A 21,051-nucleotide genomic window follows, 5' to 3' on the forward strand; every position below is an offset into this window, starting at 1 on the left:
TTTTTGAATATCACAACAATAATTGAAAGTTTTTTAAAAAAAATTATAATTAATATGCTTTTGCGAATAACACGCGACGTGTAGACGGCTTTCCGCTAAACACACAAACACCTTCCTCCTCTACCGAGTTCTCTGGAATACAACGTATTGTAGCCTTAGTAATGTCTTTTATCTTGTTTTCAGTCTCTGTAGTACCGTCCCAATGCGCAGAAATGAATCCTCCAGTTTTTTCTAAAGTTTCTTTAAATTCATCAAAAGTATTTACTTCTGTAGTATGAGTTGCTCTAAAATCAAAAGCCTTCTTATATAAGGTATCTTGTATTTCTGTCATTAATCCTTCTACAATACCTGTAAGTAAATCTAAGGATACAACTTCTTTAGTTAACGTATCTCTTCTAGCCAGCTCTACAGTTCCGTTCTCAATGTCTTTAGGTCCTATTGCTATTCGTAAAGGCACACCTTGTAACTCGTGTTGTGCAAATTTAGCTCCAGGTCTATATGTTGTACGGTTATCATACTTTACAGAAATATTTTTAGCTCTTAAATCACTAATAATTAAATTTGCAATTTTAGAAACCTCTTCAAATTGTTCTTCTGTCTTATATATAGGAACAATAACAACTTGATTTGGGGCTAAGTTTGGAGGCAATACTAAACCATGATCGTCACTATGCGTCATAATTAATGCTCCCATTAAACGCGTAGACACCCCCCAAGAGGTTGCCCAAACATAATCTTGCTTCCCTTCTTTAGAAGTAAACTTAACATCGAATGCCTTTGCAAAGTTTTGCCCTAAAAAATGAGAAGTTCCTGCTTGCAACGCTTTTCCGTCTTGCATTAAAGCTTCAATACAATACGTATCGTCTGCGCCTGCAAAACGTTCACTTTCTGTTTTAAGACCTTTAATAACAGGTATAGCCATAAATTTCTCAACAAAAGTAGCATATACATTATTCATTAACTGTGCTTCTGACAAAGCTTCAGCTTTTGTTTCGTGCGCCGTATGCCCTTCTTGCCATAAAAATTCTGCTGTACGTAAAAATAAACGCGTACGCATTTCCCAACGTACCACATTAGCCCATTGGTTTATTAATAAAGGTAAATCTCTATAAGATTGTACCCAACCTTTAAAGGTGTTCCAAATTATAGCCTCACTTGTTGGTCTTACAACTAATTCTTCTTCTAATTTTGCTTCTGGATCTACACGTAACTTCCCTGGTCTATCAGGGTCATTTTGCAATCTATAATGTGTAACCACAGCACATTCTTTAGCAAAGCCTTCTGCATTCTTCTCTTCGGCTTCAAATAGACTTTTAGGTACAAATAAAGGAAAGTATGCGTTTTGATGACCTGTTTCTTTAAACATACGGTCTAATTCTGCTTGCATCTTTTCCCAAATAGCATATCCATATGGTTTTATAACCATACATCCTCTAACTGCCGAATTTTCAGCTAGATCCGCTTTTACTACTAATTCGTTATACCACTTAGAGTAGTCTTCCGCTCTGCTTGTAAGTTTTTTGCTCATATTGTTAAATTTGGCATAAATATTGCCACTATGTTAAATACATTAAATAGTTACACAAAACTAACTATTTTTGTTATGTTCAACAATAAATTTAATCTAGATATGAGATATAAAGATATTCTAAAACAAAAACCACTCTTTTTTATAATGCTTTCTAGCTTGCTTGTACTCTCATCTTGTGGAAGTTCAGCATACTATAGTCAGCAAAGTACCGACGGTATTTACGGGACTCCAAAGAGCGAAGTTGTCTATCAAAATTACGATACAGCAGAAAATGTGTACTATAAAAACTATTTCAAAGAGAAAACTCAAGAAATAGACGAGTATAATGCGGAACAAGATTCTGTTTTCACAGATGTAGATAGTTACCAAAGTAACACGTATGTAGAAGACAATTATACAGATGATGATTCTTATGCATACCAAAATAATTACAATGGTAATGGCGGTTGGGGTCAAGAAACCGACGGAGTAACTGTAACAATTTATAACGATCCTTATATGTATGGCGGTTATGGTCATGGTTTCCCTTATTTTGGATATAGCTGGGGTTATGCTGGTTGGTACAGACCTTACTACGGCTGGGGTGGCGGCAGATACTACCCTCCTAATTTTGGTGGATGGGGTTACGGCGGAGGCTGGGCCTTTGGTTGGGGTTACCCTAGTGGTTACTGGGGACGTCCTGGTTACAGATACGGATATTATAATAATCGATACCATAGAAGCTATTCACATTATAACAGAGGCGGTCTCTCTTACAATTCCAATAACAGATACTTAAATAGTAATCGTTATGCTAAAACAAATACGAACTCTAGTAGATATCAAAACCTGAGTAGAAATAGCAAAACAAGTACTAGAAACAATAATACAACACGTAGAAATTATACTACAACTAGAAACACATCAAACTACAGCAGACAAAGACCAACAACAAACAGAACAAGTACATCAAGAAGTACAAGGTCTACAACACGTTCTTCGTCTTCATCAAACAGAAGTTACTCAAGCCCTACTCGAAGCTCATCTTCTTCTAGCAGAAGCTATTCTTCTCCTTCAAGAAGCTCTTCACCTTCTAGCAGTACAGGATCTTCTAGTAGAAGTAGCGGTAGCAGATCTTCTAGAGGTAGATAATAACAAAAAACAGAATTATTTATAATGAATTTTAAAACGATAGTTTTTATAATTGCAGGCATTTTTACAGTGCCTGCTTTTTATGCTCAAGACATTACAGACGCATTAAGATATTCTCAAGATAACATTGTAGGAACGGCAAGATATAGAGCGTTAAGTGGTGCTTTCGGAGCACTAGGAGGAGACTTATCTGCAGCGAGTTTAAACCCTGCAGGTTCGGCAGTGTTTACAAATAGCTTTATGTCTTTTACATTAATCAATTTAAACATAAAAAACAATACAGAATACTATAACGGGAACGACTCTAATTCAGATTCGTATACAGAGTTCTCTCAAATAGGAACGGCTTTTGTTTTTAATAGTCAGAACCCAAATAGTTCTTTTAAAAGATTCACCTTCGGTTTTACTTACGATAAAACTCATGATTACAAAGACGATTGGACAGCACATGGTATTGGAGCGAACTCTATTGCAAACTACTTTTTAGATTACGCACAAGGCTTACCTTTAAATGAAATTTCGGCTTTACAAAATGAATCCTTTTCTGATGCATATTCAGAAATCGGACAAATCTATGGCTCAGATAATCAACAAGCTTTTTTAGGGTATGAATCTTACATTATAGATCCTGTAAATAGCTCTGATGAGAACACAGAATATAATGCGAACATAGCGCCTGGAGAATTCGAACAAAACTACATCTATTCTGCAACAGGTTACAATGGTAAAATTGCAGTAAACTTAGCCTCTCAAGTAAACGACAAATTATACATAGGAATTAATTTAAACTCTCATTTTTTAAATTACGACCGTACAACTTACTTAACAGAGTCTAATTCTAACACAGGTTCTTTGGTGAGAGATGTAGATTTTGAAAACAGATTATCTACCATTGGTAGCGGATTCTCTTTTCAATTAGGAACAATTTATAAAGCGACACAAAGTTTAAGATTAGGATTAACATACAACTCGCCAGTATGGTACACTATTGAAGAAGAAACAACACAATCTATCTCTACAATAAGAGTTGACGATTCTGGAACAATAAGACAAGTTGTTAATCCAAGAATTACTAATGTTTTTCCTGATTACAAATTGCAAACACCTGGAAAAATCACAGGAAGTTTAGCCTATGTTTTTGGAGCTAAAGGACTAATTAGTTTAGACTATAATTATAAAGATTACGGAAATACTAAATTTAAACAAAATAACGATTCTTATTTTAGTGAACAGAACAACATTATTAGTAACCAACTAAAAGGAGCGTCTTCGCTTGCTATTGGTGGAGAATACAGATTAAAACAATTTAGTTTAAGAGGCGGATATCGTTTTGAAGAAAGCCCTTATAAAAACGGAAAAACGGTAGGCGACTTAACAGGATACTCTGTTGGGTTAGGTTATAGTTTTGGATTAACAAATATTGATGTTACTTTCGATCAATATCATCGCGATTCAGAATACCAACTTTACAATGTTGGCTTAACAGATGCTGCATCTTTAGACACAAGAGTTTCTAACGTTACATTCACCTTAAGTTTTGCCTTGTAAAAACATACTTTAATACATATTAAACGGGTCTGATTTTAATTAAAAATCAGACCCGTTTCTTTTTGCTTTTTCTTCAATTATTAATTGTTTCATAATTCAAACTTAAAGAAAACTGAATTACTTATCTTTGTGCATTAAAACAGCTTTATTTTTTAGATAAATGAAATTTGACGACAATACAGAAGAGTTTGATGCTATGGGCGATAACCATATTGGAAGTGCTACAGATTCACCAATGCTTCCCGATGCTTTTAAACTTTCGGACGATAAAAAAGTAGAATCCATAAAAGAAGATGTTCGCCATATTATGGAAACATTAGGCTTAGACTTAACAGACGATAGTTTAAAAGGCACACCTAATCGTGTTGCTAAAATGTTTGTGAAAGAGATTTTTAGCGGATTAAATCCTGATAAAAAACCAACAGCTTCTACCTTCGATAATAAATATAAGTACGGTGAAATGTTAGTTGAAAAAAACATCACCTTATACTCCACTTGCGAGCATCATTTTTTACCAATAGTAGGAAGAGCACATGTTGCCTACATCTCTAAAGGTAATGTTGTTGGCTTATCAAAAATGAATCGTATTGTAGATTATTATGCAAAACGACCTCAAGTACAAGAACGATTAACAATTCAGATTGTAAAAGAATTACAAGTTGTATTAGGAACAGAAGATGTTGCATGTATTATAGATGCTAAACATTTATGTGTAAATTCTAGAGGTATTAGAGATATAGAAAGCAGTACCGTAACAGCAGAATTTGGAGGGAAATTTAAAGAAAAGGACACTCGCAGAGAATTCATTGAGTACATTAAATTAGAGACGCAATTTTAAATTACCAAGATTATTATGCCTCAATTATACAAGCAACAAAATATTAAAGTTTACAATACACTTTCTGGACAGAAAGAAGTTTTTACACCTATAAATGACGGCTACGTTGGCATGTATGTTTGCGGACCTACGGTTTACAGCAACGTGCATTTAGGTAATGTAAGAACCTTTATGTCTTTCGATACTATTTTTCGTTACTTAAAACATTTAGGTTTTAAAGTACGCTACGTTCGTAACATTACAGATGCTGGGCATTTAGAAAATGATGCTGATGAAGGTGAAGATAGAATTGCAAAAAAAGCGCGTTTAGAACAAATAGAACCTATGGAAGTCGTGCAGCGTTATACTGTAGATTTTCATAATATTTTAAATAAATTCAACTTTTTACCTCCAAGTATAGAACCCACAGCAACTGGACATATTATTGAACAAATCGAATTAATAAAAACGATTATAGATAATGGGTTTGGTTACGAAATAAATGGATCTGTATATTTTGATGTTTTAAAGTATAACGAAACCAACGATTACGGAAAATTAAGCAAACGTAAGGTTGAAGATTTAATTCACAACACACGTGAGTTAGACGGACAAAGTGATAAGAAAAATCCGCAAGATTTTGCACTTTGGAAAAAAGCAGAACCCCAACACATTATGCGTTGGCCATCGCCTTGGAGCGACGGTTTTCCGGGTTGGCACTTAGAGTGTACAGCAATGAGCACAAAATATCTAGGCGAGCATTTTGATATTCACGGTGGCGGAATGGATTTAAAATTCCCACATCACGAATGCGAAATTGCACAAGCAGAAGCCTGTAATCATCAATCGCCTGTTAACTACTGGATGCACGCCAATATGTTAATCATGAACGGTAAAAAAATGGCTAAATCTACAGGGAATTTTATTCTTCCTGAAGAAATATTTACTGGAGATAATGAGCATATCACGCAAGCCTATAGTGCTAGTGTTGCTCGTTTTTTCATGTTACAAGCACATTACCGTAGCATTCTTGATTTTACAAATAATGGTTTATTAGCAAGTGAAAAAGGGTTTAATAGATTAATGGATGCTATTTCAGAATTAGATACACTTAAATCTGGAGCAACCTCATCTATAAACATTTCAGAATGGAAACAGAAATGTTATGATGCCATGAATGATGACTTTAATACACCAATTTTAATTGCTAATTTATTTGAAGGTGTAAAAATTATAAATCAAATAAAAGAAGGAAAAACAACACTTTCTGAAACAGATTTACAAGAATTAAAAGATACCATGCACACCTTTACATTTGATGTTTTAGGTTTAGTAAACGGATCTGACATAGAAGCTGGCGAAGATAAATTATCTGGAGCTGTCGATTTATTAATTAAGTTAAGACAAGAAGCAAGAGCGAATAAAGATTTTGCTTTATCAGATAAAATTAGAGATGAACTTGCAGCTGTTGGCATTCAACTTAACGACGGTAAGGAAGGCACAACATTTTCTACCAATTAAAAACATAACACGGACAAGCCTTTACACTTGTCCGTTTTTTTACATACTTAATGAAACGTTTTTTAATCGCTCCTTTCCTATTCTTAATAAAGATATACCAATTGTTTATATCTCCATTAAGACCTCCTTCGTGTAGATACCATCCCACATGTTCTCAATACACAAAAGAAGCACTTGTAAAACATGGATTACTAAAAGGCGGCTGGTTAGCAATTAAACGTATTTTTAGTTGCACCCCTTGGGGAGGCTCCGGTTACGATCCTGTACCTTAATATATTCATATAAATAACAAAACTTTAATAGTCGATAACAAGCTATTCTTTTTTAATACTTGAGCAAATGTATATATTTACTCATTGAAAACTAAACACTATGCACTTTTTAAAATTCGATTGGAACCCTACTTCTGGAATTGATATTATTGGTAATTTCCAACTTCATTTTTATAGCCTTATGTGGGTTACAGCCTTTTTATTAGGTTGGTATGTTATGAAACGTATCTACGAAAAAGAGCATGTTTCTTTAGAGTATCTAGATCCGTTATTTATTTATACTGTTTTAGCCACTATGATTGGTGCACGTTTAGGACATGTTATTTTTTACCAACCAGAATTATTTCAACAAGATTTTCTTAGTATCTTTTTACCAATTAGAACCAAACCAGAACTTGAATTTACTGGATTTCAAGGTTTAGCCAGTCACGGTGCTGCAATTGGTATTATTATAGGAATGTATTTATACAGAAGAAAATACAACTACAAATCTTTAATGTGGATTTTAGATCGTATTGTAATTCCAGTATCCCTAGGTGCAATTTTTATAAGAATTGGAAACTTTATCAATTCAGAAATTATAGGAAAAGTTACAGATTCTAGTTTGGGTGTTCGTTTTATTCAAGATGAATATAGTAAACGTGAAGCAATGCAACTTACAGGTATTAAAAATTATAAAGAAGCTTATAATGCCATTGCAAACAATCCGCAATTTCAGAACTTATTAGACGCTGTACCTTATAGACATGCTGCACAGTTATACGAATCTGCTTGTTATGTATTTGTATTCATAATTTTATGGGTTATCTATACAAAAACAAACAAAAAAGACAATCCTGGATTTTTATTCGGTTTATTTTTAGTTTTACTTTGGACTATTAGATTCTTTGTAGAATTTGTAAAAGTAGCACAAGTAAACGATCGTGCAACATGGGCATTAAACACCGGCCAATGGCTAAGTATTCCTTTTATATTAGTTGGATTTTACTTTATGTTTTTATATAAAGGCTCTTCTAAAAAAGCTTAAAATCAAGTTATTATGAAAGTCTCGAAACTTATAGGTTCTATTATTTTATTAGGAATAGCCACTTTAACTTTAGCGTGTAAGAATGAAGAAAAAGAAAACATTACACCTACAGAAATTTCATTTAAAAAAGAAGGTGAGTTAACGCTTTATAAAGCAAAAACAGACACAATAATTAAAGCATTAGATATTGAAATAGCAGATAATGGATATGACCGCGAAACAGGATTAATGTACAGAACTTCTATGAAAAATGATAACGGAATGTTATTTGTATTTCCTAATGAAGAGCCTCGAGCTTTTTACATGAAAAACACTCAAATTGCACTAGACCTTATTTACATTGGAAAAAATAAAACCATTGTAAGCATCTCTAAAAATGCTAAACCCATGGACGAAACCTCATTACTATCTTACAAACCGGCAATGTATGTGTTAGAAGTAAATGCGGGCTTAGCAGATATTTGGCAACTTAAAGAAGGAGATTCTATAGCATATACTAAATAATATAAATTTTAAGTAACCGGAATTTTATTGAAATTTTTAAATTAAAAAGTCGGATTAAATTAGAAATAATTTAATCCGACTTTTTAATTTTCATGATTTAAGATTTTAATCTTTTACAATGTCTTTTCCTTTATGTTTCCATTCTGAAATCCCACCTCGCAAATCGAAAATCTTTACAAAACCTGCATCTTTAAGTTTCTGAGCACATTCTGCACTTCTTTTGCCTGAGTTACAATATAAGGCCACAGGCTTAGTCTTATCTAAATCTTTTATATCCTGCTCAAAAGTAGCCGAATTATAATCTACATGCTGTGAATTTATAATATAACCTTGTTTAAAGCGATCTTCTTCAGATCTTAAGTCTACCAATTGCACATCATCTAAACTAAGAAGCGATTGCATTTCTTCTGCTGAAACCACTTCAATAACACCTGCCTCATTGTTATTACATGACGAGCATAATAAAATTATAAAACAATAAAGTATATTTATTTTTTTCATCTAGTTTATATTACCGCTCTTCTACCTCACCGGCCCAGTCGTTAAATCCTCCTAATAAGTTATACGTGTTTTCAATTCCTAATTGATTCATGATTTCGCAAGACTTACCGCTTCTTGCTCCAGAACGACAATACACATAGTAGTTTTTAGATTTATCTAATTTATCTACTTGATTAACAAATTCCTGTCCTAAATAAAAATCGATATGTTTAGAGTTTGGTATAAATCCTTGGTCTACTTCATCATCTGTACGAACGTCTAAAATAACAGCATTACTATCGCTAGCTAATTGCTCTACCCATTCTTCTTGTGTTAAATCTGCCATAATTGTTTGAATATTTTAATTACAAATTTATAATATCTTTAATATATAAACGAAAAAAAATCCGAAGTCTTACAATTTCGGATTTTATTATTTTTAAAATGGAGCTATATTATAATTTTAAAACATAACAAACAGACATAACACCCTATATTTAATAGCGTTACAATTAAATATACCTAATATATTATTTTAAGAATGTTTTAACCTCAGCCTCTAAAGCTTCGTAAGTAAATGGCGTTTCGTAAAACTGTCGTCTGTCTTTATTATATATAATGGTAACAGGAATGGTTCCCGACCAATTACGATTTACTTTAGGAATCCATGTTTCAGAATCTTGATCGTTTAAAGCAATAACTTTAGATTGTATATTATGGTTTGTAATAAATGGTTTCAATTTAGAATCGTAAACATTCGGAAAATCTAAACTCACTAACACTAATTCTACATGTTTTGAAGCATACTCTGTTCTCAATTTTTCAAAATGAGGTAATTCTTTAACACAAGGTGCACACCAAGTTGCCCAGAAATTAATTACATGCACATTATCATCTTCTACATGCAGTAAAGGTTCTAACTCCTCAAAATTATAAACTATTAAATCTACATTGCTTACCGTTTTTTCGTTCTGTGCTACGGTATTTACATCTTCCTTTACGGAATCTTTTTTAGTATCATTTTTACATGCAAAACAACATAAGCATACTAATAAAATAATGTTTTTCATGTTATAAAAATAGTCAACGCTCAAACCCTTAAAATAACTTTAACAAAACATTATACAAAACAGTTAGAATCATTACAGTCTTTAAGATACATTTGTATATACAATTATTGTACATGAAACAGTTAGAAGATATATTAAAAACAAATACACCTATTCCTTTAAATAAAAAAACGGTACTTAACATTACGTACTCAAGTATTTGGACAAAAGATGTAGTAAATGCGGTTTTAAAATCTTTTGATATTTCTAACGAACAGTTTAATGTATTACGCATTTTAAGAGGAAAGAAGGGAAAACCTGCAAACTTACAGGATATTCAAGACCGCATGATAAATAAAATGAGTAACACAACACGATTAGTAGATAAACTGATTGCAAAAGATTATGTTGAACGTTTTACTTGTAAAAAAAACAGACGAAAAGTTGAAATTTTTATCACAAAAAAAGGATTAAATATTTTAAAAGAAATAGATCCTATAGTAGATAAAACAGAATCTGAAATTACCGCAAACCTAACTACAAAAGAGTTAGAAACTTTAAATCTTTTATTGACTAAATTAAGATCTTAATCTTATTACAAACAGGCTACTGTTAGACAATAATTGAAAAAAAATCCGAAAAGAAATAATAATCATTTATATAATTAAATACCAGAAACAAACATGAAAAACACAGTAAAAAGCGCAATGATATTAGTCTTAGCTATAACATTTGCATCGTTCTCTACATTAAAAACAAAAAAAGTAGATGTAAAAGAAAGTCAAGTAAACTGGACCGGACATAAAGTTACAGGACAACACGACGGTACAATTACACTTAAAGAAGGTACTTTAGAGTTTAACGGACAAACATTAACAGGAGGTGCATTTACAATGGATATGACGTCTATAAATACAACAGATCTTGAAGGCGAATCTAAAACAAAATTAGATGGTCACTTAAAAGCAGACGATTTTTTTGGAACTGACAAATTCCCGACAGCGACTTTAAAATTTACTAAAGTAGAAGCTTTAGGTTCTGATTATGCAGTAACAGGAGATTTAACTATAAAAGGTATTACTAAACCAGTAACGTTTAAAATGAATGTCACAGAAGACACAGCTAAAGCAGCCCTTAAAATAGACAGAACATTATATGATATAAAATACGGTTCGGCGAGTTTCTTCGACAACCTACAAGACAAAGCCATTTATAACGAATTCGACATAAATGTGTCTTTAAAGTTCTAACATTACCTAATTCAGATGTTAGTAAAAATGTGTGATTAAGTGCAATTCCTGTAGTGTTTAGTATTATTATACTGACCTTCAGGAATTCTCTTTTATAATTTATTCAAAAAAAATTTGATAACTAAATTTTCATTCCTATATTTGAGAAATATAATATTAAAATTGAACACAAATTTAACTCATACTTGGTGGTGGAACTCTCGAAATGTAAACTTCGTGAACTAAACCTATTGTATATTTTAAACTCAAAATAACAAGGCTTGTCATTCACGACAAGCCTTTTTTATTACAAAAAAATGAAACAATTTAAACTCACAACACACTACAAAAAAATATTAGCCGATACTATTACACCGGTAAGTGTTTACTTAAAAATTAGAGATAAATTCCCTAACAGTATCTTGTTAGAAAGTAGTGACTACCACGCTAATAAAAACAGTTTCTCTTACATTTGTTGTAATCCTATTGCATCTATAAAAGTGCAAAACGAAACCATTACACAAGAGTTTCCCAATGGCGAAATAATCTCTCAAGCTATTACAGAACGCTGTATGGTTACTGAAGAAATTCACAACTTTACAAAACGTTTTAAAACAGATGATAGTGAAGAGTTTAAATTTATAAACAATGGGGTTTTTGGATATATTGGCTATGATGCTGTGCGTTATTTTGAAGATATAGAAATCACTAAAAAGGAAGACGTCTTAGATATTCCAGATATTTATTATGCCGTTTATCAAAATATTATTGCGATAAACCATTTTAATAATCAGGCGTATATTTTTGCACATTGTTACGATGCCGAAAGTAATATTGATGATTTAAATCAGTTAATTAAATCAAATCAATTTGCTACCTATCAATTTACTCCTGAAGACGATATTACATCAAACTTAACAGACGATGAATATAAAAACAATGTAGCCTTAGCAAAACAACATTGCGCCAGAGGTGATGTATTTCAATTGGTATTGTCTAAAAAATTCTCTCAAGAATTTAAAGGCGACGATTTTAATGTATATCGTGCTTTAAGAAGTATTAACCCATCTCCTTACCTATTCTATTTCGATTATGGGACTTTTAAAATATTTGGAAGTTCGCCAGAAGCCCAATTAGTTGTTCAAGATGGTAATGCAGAAATTCACCCAATTGCAGGAACGTTTAAACGTACAGGTAACGATGAAAAAGACGCCGAACTTGCTAAAAAACTAGCAAAAGACGATAAAGAAAATGCAGAACACGTTATGCTTGTAGATTTGGCTAGAAACGATTTAAGTCGTCACGGAAGCCAAGTTACTGTAGAAACCTATCGAGAAGTACAATTCTTCTCTCATGTTATTCACTTAGTAAGTAAAGTAGTTGGGAAAAAACATGCAGATACGATAACTATGCAAGTGGTTGCAGATACTTTTCCTGCAGGAACACTAAGTGGTGCGCCTAAACACAAAGCCATGCAACTTATTGAAAAATACGAAAAAACAAGTCGAGAGTTTTACGGTGGAGCTATTGGTTTTATGGATTTTAAAGGAAATTTTAATCATGCCATTATGATTAGAACGTTCTTAAGTAAAGACCACAAACTACATTGGCAAGCTGGAGCTGGAATCGTTTCTAAATCGAAACCAGAAGACGAATTACAAGAAGTTTACAACAAACTTGGCGCTTTAACCAAAGCCATAGATTTAGCAAAAAACATTTAATAGTGCAAATACAGAAACTCACTATGAAAAACATATTAGTTATAGATAATTACGATAGTTTCACTTACAATTTAGTGCACTATTTAGAAGATTTAGGATGCCAAGTTACCGTAAAACGTAACGATAAACTAAATTTAGAAGACGTTGAAGCCTTCGATAAAATTGTATTATCTCCAGGTCCTGGAATTCCAGATGAAGCCGGATTATTAAAAGATATCATAAAAACCTACGCCCCTACAAAAAGCATTTTAGGTGTGTGTTTAGGTCAACAAGCCATTGCCGAAGTATTTGGTGGAAGCATTGAAAACTTAGACAATGTGTATCACGGTGTTGCTACAGATGTGACTTTATGTGTAAAAGACGAACATTTATTTGATGGTTTCGACAACACATTTCCTGTAGGTCGTTATCATTCTTGGGTCGTTTCTAATAAATTACCAGATGTTTTAGAAGTCACTTCTTTTGATGCTAACGGACAAATAATGTCGTTAAGACATAAAACATACGACGTTCGTGGTGTACAATATCATCCGGAATCTGTGTTAACACCTAACGGAAAACAAATGCTTAAAAATTGGATAAATAGTTAATTATGAAACAAATACTTAACAGACTTATTAATCACGAACACATCTCTAAAGAAGAAGCAAAACGTGTATTGGTAAACATCTCTAAAGGCGATTATAATCAGAGTCAGATTGCTTCATTTTTAACAGTGTATATGATGCGTAGCATTACTACAGACGAATTAGAAGGATTTAGAGATGCCCTTCTAGAATTGTGTGTAGCAATAGATTTATCTGGTTATAACACCATAGATTTATGCGGAACTGGTGGTGACGGAAAAAACACATTCAACATTTCAACCTTAGCATCATTCATTACTGCAGGCGCAGGTGTACATGTAACTAAACACGGAAATTACGGTGTATCTTCTATATCTGGTTCTAGTAATGTTATGGAACATTTGGGAATTAAATTTACTAACGATGCTGGCTTCTTAGAAAACTGTTTAGAAAAAGCAGGAATTTGTGTATTACACGCACCGCTGTTTCACCCAGCAATGAAAAATGTTGCTCCTATTCGTAGAGAATTAGGTGTAAAAACATTCTTTAATATGTTAGGGCCAATGGTAAATCCTGCATTTCCAAAAAATCAATTAGTTGGTGTTTTTAATTTAGAATTGGCAAGATTATACGGGTATTTATACCAGAATACAGATAAGAACTTTACGATTTTACATGCGCTTGATGGCTATGATGAAATTTCATTAACAAGTGAAACAAAAGTAATTTCTAATTATTCTGAAACCATGTTAACTCCAGAAGATTTTGGAGTACAATTAATTCAGCAATCAGATATTTTTGGAGGAGACACCATTAAAGAAGCATCAGATATTTTTGTGAATATTTTACAAGGTCAAGGTACTGAAGCCCAAAATAATGTTGTTTGTGCAAATGCTGCAATGGCAATAAAAACAGTAAAAAACACATCGCTAACAGATAGTTTTGCTGCAGCAAAGGAATCTTTACAATCTGGAGAAGCCTTAAAAAGATTTAAAACTTTAGTAGATTTAAGCGCATAGTTATATGAATATTTTAGATAAAATAGTAGCAGATAAACGCATAGAAGTAACCTTAAGAAAAAAATTAATTCCTGTAAAACAGTTAGAGCAATCTATACTTTTTTCTAGAGACACAAATTCTTTAGCTTCAGCATTGATAGCAAGTACTAGCGGAATTATTGCTGAACATAAACGTCGTTCTCCTTCTAAATCTGTCATTAATCATAATTTAAATGTGTTTGATGTTGCGAAAGGTTATGAAGCTGCTGGAGTTTGCGGCATGTCTGTTTTAACCGATGGTAAATATTTTGGTGGTAGTTTAGACGATTTACTTACTGCGCGTGCAAGTTGTAACTTGCCTTTATTAAGAAAGGAGTTCATTATAGATACATATCAAATTATTGAAGCCAAAGCCTACGGTGCAGATGTTATTTTACTAATCGCTGCGATTTTAACACGAGAAGAAATTAAGACATTTTCAGAATTAGCAAAAAGTTTAAATCTAGATGTCCTTTTAGAAGTGCATAACGAAGCAGAGCTTCATAAATCTCTAATGCCAAGTTTAGATATGCTTGGCGTGAACAATAGAAACTTAAAAACCTTTGAAGTGTCACTAGACATTAGTAAAGAATTAAGCACATTAATTCCAAACGATTTTGTAAAAGTTTCAGAAAGTGGAATTAGTAATATTGAAGCCATTAAAACACTTCAACCTTATGGTTACAAGGGATTTTTAATTGGTGAAAACTTTATGAAAACAGACAATGCTGGAGCAAGTGCAACATCATTTATAAACGCCTTAAACCCATAGTTATGAAACTAAAAGTTTGCGGCATGAAATTCCCAGAAAATATTGAAGCTATAGCTAGTCTAGAGCCAGATTATCTTGGGTTTATTTTTTACGATAAATCTGCTCGGTTTATTTCATCTAAAATTCCTAATCTACCAAAAACAATTAAGAAAGTTGGTGTGTTTGTTAATGCTCCAGAAGACACTGTAATTACAACCGTTTTGTCAAACAATTTACATGCAGTTCAGCTTCACGGCGAAGAATCTGTAGCCTATTGTAAATACATAAAAACACAACTTCCTAATATTAAAATTGTAAAAGTATTTTCAATTAAAGACGAATTCAATTTTGATGTTTTAGCTCCTTTTGAATCTGTTTGCGATTTCTTCCTATTCGACACCAAAGGAAAATTACCAGGAGGAAACGGATATACTTTCAATTGGAATATTTTAGAAAATTACCCTTCAACAAAATCCTATTTTTTAAGTGGAGGTATTGGCATAAATGAAACTGAAGATTTAATTCAGTTTTCTAAAAGTAACGCTTCAAAATACTGTTATGCAATTGATGTAAACAGTAAATTTGAAACCAACCCTGGTTTAAAAGATTTTGAACGTATAAAAGAATTTAAAAAGCAATTATTTAGCAATAGAGCTGCAAAACAACATACCATGAGTTACAATGTAAATGAGAAAGGTTATTATGGCGAATTTGGTGGTGCATACATCCCAGAAATGCTATATCCTAACGTAGAGGAATTACGCCAAAACTATTTAAAAATTATGGCAGAACCTTCGTTTCAAGAAGAGTTCAACCAATTATTAAAAGATTATGTTGGTCGTCCATCTCCGTTGTATTTCGCTAAGCGATTAAGCGAAAAATATAATACAAAAATCTATCTTAAACGTGAAGATTTAAATCATACAGGCGCACATAAAATAAACAATACTATTGGTCAGATTTTAATGGCCCAACGCCTAGGCAAAAAACGTATAATTGCTGAAACTGGAGCAGGACAACATGGTGTAGCTACAGCAACAGTTTGTGCACTTATGGGTTTAGAGTGTATTGTATATATGGGCGAAATTGATATTGCTCGGCAAGCACCAAACGTGGCGCGTATGAAAATGTTAGGAGCTACTGTTATCCCTGCATTATCAGGAAGTCGTACCTTAAAAGATGCTACAAACGAAGCCATTCGCGATTGGATTAATAATCCTGTAAACACACATTATATTATTGGTAGTGTTGTAGGACCACATCCTTATCCAGATATGGTAGCTCGTTTTCAATCTGTGGTTTCTCAAGAAATAGAATGGCAATTACAAGAAAAAGAAGGCCGTACAAAACCAGACCATATTGTTGCATGTGTTGGTGGTGGTAGTAATGCTGCTGGTGCTTTTTATCAATATTTAGATGATACAGATGTTAATCTTATTGCTGTAGAAGCTGCTGGTTTAGGAGTGAATTCTGGAGAAAGTGCAGCAACCTCAGCATTAGGAAAAGAAGGTATTATTCACGGAAGTAAAACCTTATTAATGCAAACAGACGACGGACAAATTACCGAGCCTTATTCAATTTCTGCTGGTTTAGATTACCCTGGAGTTGGCCCAATGCATGCGAATTTATTTACCACTGGACGCGCAGAGTTTATTTCAATAACAGATGATGAAGCTATGAACGCAGGAATGGAACTTTGTAAATTAGAAGGTATTATTCCGGCTATTGAAAGTTCTCATGCCTTAGCCATATTTAAAAACAGAAAGTTTAAACCAGAAGATGTAGTGGTTTTAAGTTTGTCTGGTCGTGGTGATAAAGATTTACAGAATTATATTGATTACTTTAAAATATAAGATAGTCATCCTCTAGTGAGAACCTGAAATAAATTCAGGTTGACGTAGATGAACCAAAATAAATTGTAAAACCGTAACGTCATGCTGAACTCGTTTCAGCATCACACATGAGAAGAAATCTAACATTGTAATTCTCTAATGGGAACCTGAAATAAATTCAGGTTGACGTAGATGAATCAAAATAAATTATAAAACCGTAACGTCATGCTGAACGCGTTTCAGTATCACACATGAGAAGAAATCAATATTATAATTCGCTAGTGAGAACCTGAAATAAATTCAGGTTGACGTAGATGAACCTAAATAAATTATAAAACCGTAACGTCATGCTGAATTTATTTCAGCATCACACATGAGTAGAAATATGAAATTAAGTTTCATTTACATATTAACCAATACACATAGAACAACTCTATATATTGGTGTAACCGCAAATTTGATTAATCGAATTACAGATCATCAAAATGGAATAGGTTCCGTTTTTACAAAAAAGTATAATATAAAAGATCTTTTATATTTTGAAGAATTTAGCGATATTAATCAAGCTATAGCTAGAGAGAAACAATTAAAGAATTGGAAAAGGGAATGGAAAATAAATCTAATAAAACAGAAAAACCCAACACTTGTAACTTTAACTCTTTAATGATGAGAACCTGAAATAAATTCAGGGTGACGGTAAGATGAAAATTTCGTCATGCTGAACGCGTTTCAGCATCACACATGAGAAGAAATCTAATATCGTAATTCGCTAGTTAGAACCTGAAATAAATTCAGGTTGACGTAGATGAATCAAAATAAATTGTAAAACCATAACGTCATGCTGAACTTGTTTCAGTATCACACATGAGAAGAAATCTAACATCGTAATTCGCTAGTTAGAACCTGAAATAAATTCAGGTTGACGTAGATGAATCAAAATAAATTATAAAATCCTAACGTCATGCTGAACTCGTTTCAGTATCACACAAGAGCATATAAACAAAACTGTTATGAACAGAATAAACAAAAAACTCCAAGAAGACAAAAAATTATTGTCTATATATTTTACTGCTGGATATCCTAGTTTAAACGATACAGTAGACATCATTGAAGACCTTGAAAAAAATGGTGTAGATATGATTGAAATCGGGTTGCCATTTAGCGATCCTTTAGCCGATGGTCCTACAATACAAAAAAGTTCTTCTCAGGCTTTAAAAAACGGAATGACGACTGCTAAATTATTCGAGCAATTAAAAGACATTAGAAAAACAGTATCTATTCCTTTAGTAATTATGGGATATTTTAATCCGATGTTACAATACGGTGTAGATGCGTTCTGTGCAAGATGTCAAGAAATTGGTATCGACGGACTAATTATTCCTGATTTACCTGCAGACGAATACAAATTACATTATAAAGAAACCTTTGAAAAATACGGATTAATTAATGTGTTTTTAATTACGCCACAAACCTCTAACGAACGTATTGCGTTTATCGATAATATGTCTAACGGATTTATTTACATGGTAAGTAGTGCAAGTGTTACAGGAAGTCAGTCAGGATTTGGAGACGAGCAAACAAAATACTTTAAACGCATTTCTGATATGCATTTAAAGAGCCCACAAATTATTGGTTTCGGAATTAATAGTGAAGAAACGTTTAACCAAGCAGCAAAATATACAAAAGGAGCCATTATAGGAAGTGCCTTTATTAAGTATATTACTGAAAATGGAATTGATAATATTGGAGCTTTTACTTCAAAAATTAAACCTTAAAAACACGCTCTAAAAGCTATCCTCCTATAAAATCAAACTTAAAACGAGGCTTTTCTTAATGAAGAGCCTTTTTTTTGCATTACTAAAATAATTACTTATGCCATTAAACATTGTCCTTTTTGAACCAGAAATACCTAACAACACAGGAAACATTGGTCGGTTAAGTTTAGCTTCTGGATCTCATTTACATTTAGTAAAACCTTTTGGTTTCGAAATAGACGACAAACGCTTAAAACGTGCAGGTCTAGATTACTGGAAACATTTAAATATTACCTATTACGATTCTATAGCTGAATTCTTCAGTATAAACGCAGACAAAAAAATGGCTTTCCTATCTAGTCATGGTGAAAAATCACATTGGGATATCGACTTTGAAGATGATATGTTTCTCATCTTCGGAAAGGAATCTGTAGGCTTACCTAAAGATCTTTTAGAAGCACATAAAAATGAGCTGTTTAAAATCCCTCTTTTCAGTGAACATATTCGCAGTTTAAACCTTGCAAATGCGGTAAGTATAGTCGTTTACGAAGGCTTAAAAAAATTAAGTTAGGACTGCAATTTATTTTAAAAAGCTGATAATTTAATTTGTACATTTCACCCATAAATTTCTAGCAAACAGATTTTCATGGAAGATATTGAAAATATTGAATTAGCGTATTTAAGTCTTGACGATTATCAAGAACTTAAAGCGGCGATGATTGAGTCATACAGCAGCATGCCAGACTCTTACTGGCGTGAACATCAAATTGAAACCTTACTAAAACAGTTCCCCGAAGGGCAAGTTGTTATAAAAATAAATAACCAAATTGCAGGTTGTGCACTCTCTATAATTGTAGATTATAACAAGCTAGACGATGCTCATACTTACAAAGATATTACTGGAGACTATACATTTAACACACATAACAAGAACGGAGATGTTATTTATGGTGTAGAAGTTTTTGTAAAACCAGAGTTTAGAGGCTTAAGATTAGGTAGACGTCTTTACGACTACCGTAAAGAATTATGCGAACGCCTTAATTTAAGAGGTTTAGCATTTGGCGGACGTATACCTAATTATCACAAATTTTCTAGCGAATTGTCGCCTAAAGAATACATTGATAAAGTAAAGCGTAAAGAAATTCATGATCCCGTTTTAAACTTTCAGATTTCTAACGACTTCCATCCTACTCGTGTGCTTAAAAACTACCTGGAAGGTGACAGTAATTCTGAAGATTATGCTGTGCTTCTAGAGTGGGATAATATCTATTACGAGAAGAAAGAAATCAAAGCTGCAACGACTAAAAAAATTGTACGCTTAGGGTTAATACAATGGCAAATGCGTCCGTATAATGATTTGGATGAATTAATGCAACAAGCAGAATATTTTGTCGATGCCGTTTCTGGTTACAGAAGCGATTTCGCTTTATTTCCTGAATTTTTTAACGCCCCCTTAATGGCTAAAGACAATAATTTAGCAGAACCAGATGCCATTAGAAACTTAGCAAAGCACACTGCAGAGATCGTACAACGTTTCTCTAAATTAGCTATTTCTTACAACATCAACATTATTACAGGAAGCATGCCCGAAATTGCGGAAGATGGCCACTTATATAATGTTGGCTATTTATGCCGCCGTGATGGAACTACAGAACGTTACGAAAAACTTCATGTTACACCAGACGAAGCTAAAGTTTGGGGTATGGAAGGCGGTTACAAACTGGAAGCTTTCGATACAGATTGTGGTAAAATAGGAATCTTAATTTGTTACGATTCTGAGTTTCCAGAATTGAGTAGATTATTAGCAGATCAAGGCATGGATATTTTATTCGTTCCTTTCTTAACAGATACACAAAACGGATATTCTCGTGTAAGACATTGTGCTCAGGCTCGTGCAATTGAAAACGAATGCTATGTCGCTATCGCTGGAAGTGTAGGTAACTTACCAAAAGTACATAACATGGATATTCAATTCGCGCAATCTATGGTATTTACACCTTGCGATTTCGCATTTCCTGCAAACGGAATTAAAGCGGAAGCTACACCAAATACGGAAATGATTTTAATTGCAGATGTAGATATCGACTTACTTAGAAATCTTAATCAATTTGGAAGCGTAAAAAACCTAAGAGATAGACGAAAAGATATTTTCGAGTTACGTAAAAAATAATTCTAAAGAAAATATCAACATACTTAAGCATCATATAAATATTTTATATGATGCTTTTTTTTTCACCTGTTTTAAAAGCTTAATAAAGTAAAATTTATTTTTTAACAGTTA

At 32.9% G+C, this 21,051-nt stretch carries 22 protein-coding genes and 1 pseudogene; 19 read left to right on the plus strand and 4 right to left on the minus strand.

Annotation, left to right across the window (positions count from 1 at the left end):
* Positions 1–49: 49 nt before the first annotated feature.
* Entirely contained in the window at positions 50–1,528 is a 1,479-nt protein-coding gene (proS, locus tag GQR95_RS02120) for a proline--tRNA ligase (protein ID WP_159021580.1), read from the minus strand.
* A gap of 102 nt (positions 1,529–1,630) precedes the next feature.
* Between proS and GQR95_RS02125 the strand changes: the two genes are divergently transcribed.
* The 7 genes from GQR95_RS02125 (at position 1,631) to GQR95_RS02155 (ending at position 8,351) form a co-directional block, all read left to right on the plus strand.
* Positions 1,631–2,662: a hypothetical protein gene (locus tag GQR95_RS02125; RefSeq protein ID WP_159021581.1), complete on the plus strand. Its 1,032-nt coding sequence runs from the start codon at positions 1,631–1,633 to the stop codon at positions 2,660–2,662.
* Between the two features lie 24 nt (positions 2,663–2,686).
* Complete coding sequence (locus tag GQR95_RS02130; RefSeq protein WP_159021582.1) at positions 2,687–4,210, plus strand: OmpP1/FadL family transporter; 1,524 nt, start codon at positions 2,687–2,689, stop codon at positions 4,208–4,210.
* 160 nt (positions 4,211–4,370) lie between these two features.
* Positions 4,371–5,048, plus strand: a complete 678-nt coding sequence (gene folE, locus GQR95_RS02135; RefSeq protein WP_159021583.1) for a GTP cyclohydrolase I FolE — start codon at positions 4,371–4,373, stop codon at positions 5,046–5,048.
* 15 nt (positions 5,049–5,063) lie between these two features.
* Positions 5,064–6,548 (plus strand): cysteine--tRNA ligase, encoded by a 1,485-nt coding sequence (gene cysS / locus GQR95_RS02140; protein ID WP_159021584.1) that lies wholly within the window; start codon positions 5,064–5,066, stop codon positions 6,546–6,548.
* A gap of 50 nt (positions 6,549–6,598) precedes the next feature.
* Complete coding sequence (yidD, locus tag GQR95_RS02145; RefSeq protein ID WP_159021585.1) at positions 6,599–6,820, plus strand: membrane protein insertion efficiency factor YidD; 222 nt, start codon at positions 6,599–6,601, stop codon at positions 6,818–6,820.
* A gap of 100 nt (positions 6,821–6,920) precedes the next feature.
* Positions 6,921–7,847 carry a prolipoprotein diacylglyceryl transferase gene (gene lgt / locus GQR95_RS02150; RefSeq protein ID WP_159021586.1) on the plus strand — a complete coding sequence of 309 codons (927 nt, stop codon included), beginning with the start codon at positions 6,921–6,923 and terminating at the stop codon, positions 7,845–7,847.
* Between the two features lie 12 nt (positions 7,848–7,859).
* Positions 7,860–8,351, plus strand: coding sequence for a DUF192 domain-containing protein (locus tag GQR95_RS02155; RefSeq protein ID WP_159021587.1), 492 nt, complete (start codon positions 7,860–7,862; stop codon positions 8,349–8,351).
* 105 nt (positions 8,352–8,456) lie between these two features.
* On the opposite strand, the gene GQR95_RS02160 is transcribed toward GQR95_RS02155, so the two are convergent.
* From GQR95_RS02160 to GQR95_RS02170, 3 genes are all read right to left on the minus strand, one after another.
* A complete protein-coding gene (locus GQR95_RS02160) occupies positions 8,457–8,852 on the minus strand; it encodes a rhodanese-like domain-containing protein (RefSeq protein WP_159021588.1) in 396 nt (131 codons plus the stop codon).
* 10 nt (positions 8,853–8,862) lie between these two features.
* Entirely contained in the window at positions 8,863–9,177 is a 315-nt protein-coding gene (locus GQR95_RS02165) for a rhodanese-like domain-containing protein (protein WP_159021589.1), read from the minus strand.
* A gap of 184 nt (positions 9,178–9,361) precedes the next feature.
* Positions 9,362–9,901 (minus strand): TlpA disulfide reductase family protein, encoded by a 540-nt coding sequence (locus GQR95_RS02170; RefSeq protein ID WP_159021590.1) that lies wholly within the window; start codon positions 9,899–9,901, stop codon positions 9,362–9,364.
* A 113-nt stretch (positions 9,902–10,014) separates the two neighbouring features.
* Between GQR95_RS02170 and GQR95_RS02175 the strand changes: the two genes are divergently transcribed.
* The 12 genes and pseudogenes from GQR95_RS02175 to GQR95_RS02225 all read left to right on the plus strand — a co-directional run bounded on the left by GQR95_RS02175 (position 10,015) and on the right by GQR95_RS02225 (position 20,940).
* Positions 10,015–10,470: a MarR family winged helix-turn-helix transcriptional regulator gene (locus GQR95_RS02175; protein ID WP_159021591.1), complete on the plus strand. Its 456-nt coding sequence runs from the start codon at positions 10,015–10,017 to the stop codon at positions 10,468–10,470.
* A 93-nt stretch (positions 10,471–10,563) separates the two neighbouring features.
* On the plus strand, positions 10,564–11,130 hold the full coding sequence (locus GQR95_RS02180) for a YceI family protein (RefSeq protein WP_159021592.1): 567 nt from the start codon (positions 10,564–10,566) through the stop codon (positions 11,128–11,130).
* A gap of 296 nt (positions 11,131–11,426) precedes the next feature.
* The gene (locus tag GQR95_RS02185; RefSeq protein WP_159021593.1) at positions 11,427–12,830 is read left to right on the plus strand and encodes an anthranilate synthase component I family protein; all 1,404 of its coding nucleotides are present in this window, start codon (positions 11,427–11,429) and stop codon (positions 12,828–12,830) included.
* A 23-nt stretch (positions 12,831–12,853) separates the two neighbouring features.
* On the plus strand, positions 12,854–13,420 hold the full coding sequence (locus tag GQR95_RS02190) for an aminodeoxychorismate/anthranilate synthase component II (protein WP_159021594.1): 567 nt from the start codon (positions 12,854–12,856) through the stop codon (positions 13,418–13,420).
* Between the two features lie 2 nt (positions 13,421–13,422).
* Positions 13,423–14,415, plus strand: a complete 993-nt coding sequence (gene trpD, locus GQR95_RS02195) for an anthranilate phosphoribosyltransferase (RefSeq protein WP_159021595.1) — start codon at positions 13,423–13,425, stop codon at positions 14,413–14,415.
* 4 nt (positions 14,416–14,419) lie between these two features.
* Positions 14,420–15,205, plus strand: coding sequence for an indole-3-glycerol phosphate synthase TrpC (trpC, locus tag GQR95_RS02200; RefSeq protein WP_159021596.1), 786 nt, complete (start codon positions 14,420–14,422; stop codon positions 15,203–15,205).
* Positions 15,206–15,228: 23 nt separating this feature from the next.
* A pseudogene (locus GQR95_RS17045) lies at positions 15,229–15,807 on the plus strand (phosphoribosylanthranilate isomerase); the annotation flags it as partial.
* 48 nt (positions 15,808–15,855) lie between these two features.
* Positions 15,856–17,037, plus strand: coding sequence for a tryptophan synthase subunit beta (gene trpB, locus GQR95_RS17050; protein ID WP_370514546.1), 1,182 nt, complete (start codon positions 15,856–15,858; stop codon positions 17,035–17,037).
* 364 nt (positions 17,038–17,401) lie between these two features.
* Positions 17,402–17,680: a GIY-YIG nuclease family protein gene (locus GQR95_RS02210; protein WP_159021598.1), complete on the plus strand. Its 279-nt coding sequence runs from the start codon at positions 17,402–17,404 to the stop codon at positions 17,678–17,680.
* 346 nt (positions 17,681–18,026) lie between these two features.
* Entirely contained in the window at positions 18,027–18,791 is a 765-nt protein-coding gene (gene trpA, locus GQR95_RS02215) for a tryptophan synthase subunit alpha (RefSeq protein WP_159021599.1), read from the plus strand.
* A 97-nt stretch (positions 18,792–18,888) separates the two neighbouring features.
* The gene (locus GQR95_RS02220) at positions 18,889–19,341 is read left to right on the plus strand and encodes a tRNA (cytidine(34)-2'-O)-methyltransferase (protein WP_159021600.1); all 453 of its coding nucleotides are present in this window, start codon (positions 18,889–18,891) and stop codon (positions 19,339–19,341) included.
* Between the two features lie 75 nt (positions 19,342–19,416).
* Positions 19,417–20,940, plus strand: a complete 1,524-nt coding sequence (locus GQR95_RS02225; RefSeq protein ID WP_159021601.1) for a carbon-nitrogen hydrolase family protein — start codon at positions 19,417–19,419, stop codon at positions 20,938–20,940.
* Positions 20,941–21,051: the final 111 nt, after the last annotated feature.

It is taken from the genome of Formosa sp. L2A11 (assembly GCF_009796865.1).
In the GTDB taxonomy this organism is placed as follows: domain Bacteria; phylum Bacteroidota; class Bacteroidia; order Flavobacteriales; family Flavobacteriaceae; genus Formosa.

What these genes read in the sequence shown, in the direction of transcription:
- proS (WP_159021580.1), bottom strand. Translation starts at nt 1,528, where the DNA reads ATGAGCAAAAAACTTACAAGCAGAGCGGAAGACTACTCTAAGTGGTAT.
- GQR95_RS02125 (WP_159021581.1), top strand. Translation starts at nt 1,631, where the DNA reads ATGAGATATAAAGATATTCTAAAACAAAAACCACTCTTTTTTATAATG.
- GQR95_RS02130 (WP_159021582.1), top strand. Translation starts at nt 2,687, where the DNA reads ATGAATTTTAAAACGATAGTTTTTATAATTGCAGGCATTTTTACAGTG.
- folE (WP_159021583.1), top strand. Translation starts at nt 4,371, where the DNA reads ATGAAATTTGACGACAATACAGAAGAGTTTGATGCTATGGGCGATAAC.
- cysS (WP_159021584.1), top strand. Translation starts at nt 5,064, where the DNA reads ATGCCTCAATTATACAAGCAACAAAATATTAAAGTTTACAATACACTT.
- yidD (WP_159021585.1), top strand. Translation starts at nt 6,599, where the DNA reads ATGAAACGTTTTTTAATCGCTCCTTTCCTATTCTTAATAAAGATATAC.
- lgt (WP_159021586.1), top strand. Translation starts at nt 6,921, where the DNA reads ATGCACTTTTTAAAATTCGATTGGAACCCTACTTCTGGAATTGATATT.
- GQR95_RS02155 (WP_159021587.1), top strand. Translation starts at nt 7,860, where the DNA reads ATGAAAGTCTCGAAACTTATAGGTTCTATTATTTTATTAGGAATAGCC.
- GQR95_RS02160 (WP_159021588.1), bottom strand. Translation starts at nt 8,852, where the DNA reads ATGAAAAAAATAAATATACTTTATTGTTTTATAATTTTATTATGCTCG.
- GQR95_RS02165 (WP_159021589.1), bottom strand. Translation starts at nt 9,177, where the DNA reads ATGGCAGATTTAACACAAGAAGAATGGGTAGAGCAATTAGCTAGCGAT.
- GQR95_RS02170 (WP_159021590.1), bottom strand. Translation starts at nt 9,901, where the DNA reads ATGAAAAACATTATTTTATTAGTATGCTTATGTTGTTTTGCATGTAAA.
- GQR95_RS02175 (WP_159021591.1), top strand. Translation starts at nt 10,015, where the DNA reads ATGAAACAGTTAGAAGATATATTAAAAACAAATACACCTATTCCTTTA.
- GQR95_RS02180 (WP_159021592.1), top strand. Translation starts at nt 10,564, where the DNA reads ATGAAAAACACAGTAAAAAGCGCAATGATATTAGTCTTAGCTATAACA.
- GQR95_RS02185 (WP_159021593.1), top strand. Translation starts at nt 11,427, where the DNA reads ATGAAACAATTTAAACTCACAACACACTACAAAAAAATATTAGCCGAT.
- GQR95_RS02190 (WP_159021594.1), top strand. Translation starts at nt 12,854, where the DNA reads ATGAAAAACATATTAGTTATAGATAATTACGATAGTTTCACTTACAAT.
- trpD (WP_159021595.1), top strand. Translation starts at nt 13,423, where the DNA reads ATGAAACAAATACTTAACAGACTTATTAATCACGAACACATCTCTAAA.
- trpC (WP_159021596.1), top strand. Translation starts at nt 14,420, where the DNA reads ATGAATATTTTAGATAAAATAGTAGCAGATAAACGCATAGAAGTAACC.
- trpB (WP_370514546.1), top strand. Translation starts at nt 15,856, where the DNA reads ATGAGTTACAATGTAAATGAGAAAGGTTATTATGGCGAATTTGGTGGT.
- GQR95_RS02210 (WP_159021598.1), top strand. Translation starts at nt 17,402, where the DNA reads ATGAAATTAAGTTTCATTTACATATTAACCAATACACATAGAACAACT.
- trpA (WP_159021599.1), top strand. Translation starts at nt 18,027, where the DNA reads ATGAACAGAATAAACAAAAAACTCCAAGAAGACAAAAAATTATTGTCT.
- GQR95_RS02220 (WP_159021600.1), top strand. Translation starts at nt 18,889, where the DNA reads ATGCCATTAAACATTGTCCTTTTTGAACCAGAAATACCTAACAACACA.
- GQR95_RS02225 (WP_159021601.1), top strand. Translation starts at nt 19,417, where the DNA reads ATGGAAGATATTGAAAATATTGAATTAGCGTATTTAAGTCTTGACGAT.